The sequence below is a fragment of the Pseudomonadota bacterium genome, from assembly GCA_010028905.1.
Lineage (GTDB): Bacteria > Vulcanimicrobiota > Xenobia > RGZZ01 > RGZZ01 > RGZZ01.
On record RGZZ01000366.1, the window covers coordinates 1 to 5,100 of the forward strand.

Annotated in this window: 5 protein-coding genes; all 5 read right to left on the bottom strand. The window is 67.7% G+C overall.

Annotated features, from left to right (window positions below; translation table 11 throughout):
• Positions 1-33 precede the first annotated feature (33 nt).
• Positions 34-1,221 carry a hypothetical protein gene (locus tag EB084_19150; protein ID NDD30380.1) on the bottom strand — a complete coding sequence of 396 codons (1,188 nt, stop codon included), beginning with the start codon at positions 1,219-1,221 and terminating at the stop codon, positions 34-36.
• Positions 1,218-1,883, bottom strand: a complete 666-nt coding sequence (locus EB084_19155; protein ID NDD30381.1) for a sigma-70 family RNA polymerase sigma factor — start codon at positions 1,881-1,883, stop codon at positions 1,218-1,220. The genes EB084_19150 and EB084_19155 overlap by 4 nt, the downstream gene beginning before the upstream one ends.
• An 80-nt stretch (positions 1,884-1,963) precedes the next feature.
• Positions 1,964-3,562, bottom strand: a complete 1,599-nt coding sequence (locus EB084_19160; GenBank protein ID NDD30382.1) for a GAF domain-containing protein — start codon at positions 3,560-3,562, stop codon at positions 1,964-1,966.
• Positions 3,563-3,596: 34 nt separating this feature from the next.
• Complete coding sequence (locus EB084_19165; protein ID NDD30383.1) at positions 3,597-4,001, bottom strand: hypothetical protein; 405 nt, start codon at positions 3,999-4,001, stop codon at positions 3,597-3,599.
• Entirely contained in the window at positions 3,998-5,020 is a 1,023-nt protein-coding gene (locus tag EB084_19170; GenBank protein ID NDD30384.1) for a hypothetical protein, read from the bottom strand. Before EB084_19170 ends, EB084_19165 begins: the two co-directional genes overlap by 4 nt.
• Positions 5,021-5,100: the final 80 nt, after the last annotated feature.

Genomic DNA, 5,100 nt, shown 5'->3' on the forward strand with positions numbered 1-5,100 from the left:
AGCAGGGGCGGTCTGCGTGGGGTGAACGCGATGTTAACTCCCCGGCTGCTTTTCGCCGGAGGGGGCAGCGGGGGCAGCGCCGCCGCTCGGCTGCGAGGCGGGAGAGGCAGCGTCGCGCATCCACTCGGGAAGCGTGGGTGACGCCTCGAGCACGGGCTGGAGCAGCGCCTCTGCCCTTGTGGGGTGCTGCGGCTGGCGCAGGCACAGGTTCCAGAGCACGAACGCGTCTTGCAGCACGGCCTTCACGTCGATGGCCACGGCCTTCGGAGCCACACCGTAGGCGATGAGCGCCTTCTGGCCCGCGGCCAGCACGGTGGCTGCCCCATCGGTCGAGGCGATCTTCAGCTGCCCTTGCCACACGTGCACGTCGGCCTGGCCGTTGCGCACGGTGGCGGCGAAGACGCCGTCGGAGGGCGAGACGGTGACCCCCGCGGCACGCAGCGCGCATCGCGCGTTGCGGGTCTCCTCGACCCAGGCTGAACCGGTCACCAGCGCCACCTCGACCTCGGCCGTGCCGCTGCCGTTCTTGCCGGCCACCGCCTTCACCTCGAGGCGGGTTCCCGGGCTCAGGCGCACCGAGCCGCCGGTTCCGACGGTGAGCACGGCGTGCGCGGAATCGGTGGTGGTCACCACGTCGCCTGGAAGGAGACCCATGGCGCGGGTGATGTGTCTCGTGGTTCCGGCGCGCTCGACCTGCACGTCGCCGTCGCTGTAGGCGAGGGCTGCAGGAGCGCTGGCGGGGTTCTCACCGCCCGATGGGCGCAGCACGATGCTGAGCCCGATGACCGCGCAGAGCACGGCGGCGAGGAGGGTCAGCATCCCCGTGTAGCTCCGTCGGACGGGAGTCTTCGACGCGGATGGCGGGGAGTAGATGGTCTTGGGGAGGGCGCGCGATTCGCCCGCCGACGAGGCGGCGCTGGCGGGCGCCGATGAAGAAGCGGGAGGGGTCGACACGAGGGTGAGGTGTGGCGGCTGCGCCGCGCCCGATGCCGTGCCGCTGTCGGCCTCCGCCAGGCGCGCATCGAGGCGCGCCATGAACCCCTCGGGGAGCGGCATCGGAGCGATCTGGTCGAAGAGGGCTTCCGCGCGGCGCGTCACCTCGAGCTCGTGGGCGCAGTCGGCGCAGTCTCGCAGGTGCGCCTCGACCGTGCTACGCGCGTCCGCGCCGAGCGCGTCTTCGAGGTAGTCGAATAGCATGTCGTTCACGTGCCCCTGGCTCATGGCGCTCGGTGCCCTCCTGCGTGCTCGAGGTACGGCCGCAGCCGCTCCTTGAGCTCCTTCTTGGCGCGGTGCAGGCGCGTGCGCACCGCTTCCTCGGTGCACTCGAGCGTGCGCGCGATCTCGTCAAACCCCAGCCCTTCGATCTCACGCAGGGTGAACACGATCCGGTTTCCGTCCGACAGGGTCGAGATGGCTTCCTCGATGACCTCACCCATCTCTTGCTGCGCCGACCGCCGTTCTGGCGTCTCCCTGGCGTCGACCACCTCGCGCCGCATCTCGCCGTCTCCCCTGGAGACGGGTTCGTCGAGCGACTCGAAGCGAATCTTTCCCTTGACTCGCCGCAGCCAGTTCAACGCCTTGTTGACCGCGATGCGATGCAACCAGGTGTAGACGCTGCTCTCCCCGCGGAACCGGTCGATGGCGCGATAGGCCTGCAGCAGCGCGTCCTGCAAGAGATCTTCCGCTGCAGCCCGATCTTGCGTCATGCGCACGAGGACACTGTACACGCGGGGCGCGTAGGGCTCCACGAGTGTGCTGAACGCATCCCGATCCCCAGAGCGCACCCGCTCGAGGAGCTTCAGGTCGCGGTCATCCACGGTGTTCCTCCTGCACGTGTTCTGACCCGCGAAACCTTTGCGTGTGACATCGGGTCGAAGAAATATTCATCGGGGGGAAGCCGGGGCTGTCGGGCGTTCCCCTCGCCCCCCCCGCTTCTGGCTCGCGGCACGCAACCGTCATCATGCTAGGCCCAGCGGGTGCTGCGCACCTCATAGACCTTGATGGCCTGGTTGCGCCCTCTGACCTGCTGGGGACCGTGCGAGATGAACTCGATGCCGCGTGACGCGCGCCGATACACCTCGAAGTACAGATCTTCGCTGATCAAGATGCGAGAGGTCAGCCTCGGGTTCAGCCCCATGACCCGAGAGGTGAGGTTCACCGTGTCGCCCACGGCGGCGAACTCCATGCGATCGCGCGCGCCCACCGCGCCGTACACCACGGGGCCGGTGTGGAGGCCGATCTTCACGTCGTAGAAACCGTCTTCACCCGTGGGGTCGAGGGCCTTCATCTCCTGCAGGCGGTCGACCATCTCGATGGCGGTCCAGAGGGCGAGCTGGGGATGGTCCGGGGTCTCCTTGGCCGCGTTGAACAGCACCATGATCTCATCGCCCACGAACTGCTTCACGGTGCCCTGGTTGCGCCCCACCACCTCGCACATCTCGCTGAAGTAGCGGTTCAGAAGCGTGATGACGCGGTCCGGGGGGAGATGCTCGCAGCGGGTGGTGAAGCCCACGATGTCGACGAACAGGCATGATACCGTCCGGATGCGCCCGCCCTGTGCAAGGGCGTCTTCTTCGCGCTCGGCCATCTCGGCCACGTCTTCCGACACCAGGCGTCCCAGGGTGACGCGCAGGCGCTGGCGCTCAGCCGCCTCTACGTCGCGCTCCTTGCGCAGCGCCTGCTTCTCGGAGATGTCGTCGATGATGAGGGTCGCGCCGATCTGCTCGCCCTCGGAGGTCTTCATGGGAGCGGCGTTGAGCGTGAGCTCGATCTGACCCGCGCCCGCGAAGTGCCCGGAGTGGCTGCGGCCGAGAACGGGCGCGCCCGTCTGCATGGCCTCTTCCATGAGGCCGCTGAACACCTCGGGCGCCCGGCCGTGCAGGGCCTCGCGAATGGGGCGGCGCAGCACGGCGTTGCGCTCGAGGGCGAAGATGCGCTCGGAAGATTGGTTGAAGGCGGTGATGAACCCTTCGGTGTCGACCGCCACGATGCCGCTGCTGAGACTCTCGAAGACCGAGTCGAGGTTCGATTTCATGGCCAGCAGCGAGGTGTACTTGTTGGCGTGGTCGAGGGCGTTGGCCGCCTGACGACCGAACTCGGTCATCATCTCCAGGTCTTCGCGGTTGAAGATGCCGGCCTCTTTCTTGTTGTCGATCCAGACGACGCCGAGAATCTCGTTGTTGCGGGTCACGAGCGGAACGCACAGCACCGATCGAAGCCCCTTGAGCACGACGCTCTGGTTCTGGGCGTAGCGGGGATCGTCCATGGCCGACAGCAGAAGCTCGCCCTTGCCGGAGGTCACGACCTTCCGGATGAGGCTGAGGCTTGCGCCCCGCTTCTCGTCGTCGATGCCCTCGCCACGCCGCACCGCGAAGTTGATGTCAGCGGTCTCCGGGTCGACCAGCGCAATGGCGCCGCGCTCGGCCTTGGTGAGCTCGATGAGCTGGTCCATCACGATCTGGAGCACCTCTTCGAGGTGCAGCGACGCGTTGATGGACGACATGATGCGCAGCAGGTTCTCTGCGCGGGACTGTGCAGCCTGGGCGGGATCGGTGGGAGGCATTAAACGTTCTTCGCTCTCGGACGCGGTGGTGCCTCTACTCGGCAGGCGGGAAGACGCTGAGGTAGAGCACGCGACCCTCTTTCACGGCAAGGCCCGCGCCACGCGCGCGCCAGGCGACCATGGCTTCGAAGTAGCCGTCGGCGCCCAGCTCGCGTGTCTCGTCCGGGGCGCCCCACACGTCGATGATGGCGGTCACCTCGGTGCCGGCCGTGAACCCTTCCTCGGTGTGATAGTTCGCTTCGCCCGTGGTGGCGTCGACCAGCCGACCCTCGCTGTCGAGCTCGACGGCCACGCCTGTGCTGATGCTCCAGTCGGAGAGGGTGGCATTCGAGTCGGTGGGCAGGAAATCCCCAGGGCGCTGGCCCAGCATGAACCCTCCGATGCGCTCCCCCGGGACCACGAGGTCGTCGCCCCAGGTGCGCTTGTACAGGCCCTTCACCAGTCGCTCACCCCCATCGATCGGCGCACCGCGGTCTCGATGTCATCGACCATGCGGTCGGCCACGAGCTCAGCCGCCACGCGGCGACACAAGCGGTCTTCCTGCTCGGTCTTCTCACCGTCGGCCCACACCACCATCAGCAGGTTCTCGAGGAGCCCGGCGCGCTCGTCATCATTGCTGAACAGGTGGCGGATCTTCTCCCAGTCGGGCTTGCCCACGAGCTCGGTGGAGAGATCGGCCGACGACATCCCGGGGAGCACGAGGCTCTCTCGCAAGGCCTCGATGACCGAGCCTTCAACTGCGTCAGGAAGGCCGTCTGCGCGCGCCATCCAGCTCATGAGACCCAGCACGGTGCGCGAGCGGTCACGGATCTGGTGGTCGAGCTCGTCGAGCTCTGCGGGGGTGACGACCAGGTCATTGAAGACGAAGCGACCCGCGAGCGAGGCGGCGCTGATGAAGATGAAGTTCTGGGCGCCGAAGAACGGTCGGCCCGCTTGTGTGAGGAGCTGGAGGCGGCCACGACCGGTGAAGCGCGTGCCGATGTCGGCGGCCAGCATGTCGGCGTAGGCGCGCGCGCCCGCGCTGCCGGCGATCGCGGCGATGAGTCGTTCAGGCGTTCGGTGGCCGCCGTCGACCAGGGTCTTGCGCGTGGTCACATGCCCCATCGAGAGCCCAAAGGTGAGCAGCGTCCGGTCGATGACGTCGCGGTCATGGCTGTGCCCGTAGACGGCGGCCTGGTAGAGGATGGACTTCACCATGCGGTACACCACGAAGCCGCTCTCCGCGTCGATGCGACGCGCCGTGATGGCGGTGCGCAGGCCGGGGATGCCCCCCACGGCGGCCGGCGTGATGGGGGCGCGCGCGGCGAGCTGGGCCTGCTGGTACACGACCTTGCGCGCGAGCGCGTCGAGCGGCAGCCCCCGGTTGCGCGCCTTCGCCTCGGCCACCCAGCCCTCGACATCTTCGCGGCCTTCGGTCACACACCAGGAGACGAGATCGTGAAGCCAGCTGTCGGACACTTTGAATGCCTCCACAAGTCGACGGGTGAGTCGAGGGTTCGACAGTGTGGCGCCAATCTCCTCATTCGGGCGCGTCGTGA

What these genes read in the sequence shown, in the direction of transcription:
- EB084_19150 (NDD30380.1), bottom strand. Translation starts at nt 1,221, where the DNA reads ATGAGCCAGGGGCACGTGAACGACATGCTATTCGACTACCTCGAAGAC.
- EB084_19160 (NDD30382.1), bottom strand. Translation starts at nt 3,562, where the DNA reads ATGCCTCCCACCGATCCCGCCCAGGCTGCACAGTCCCGCGCAGAGAAC.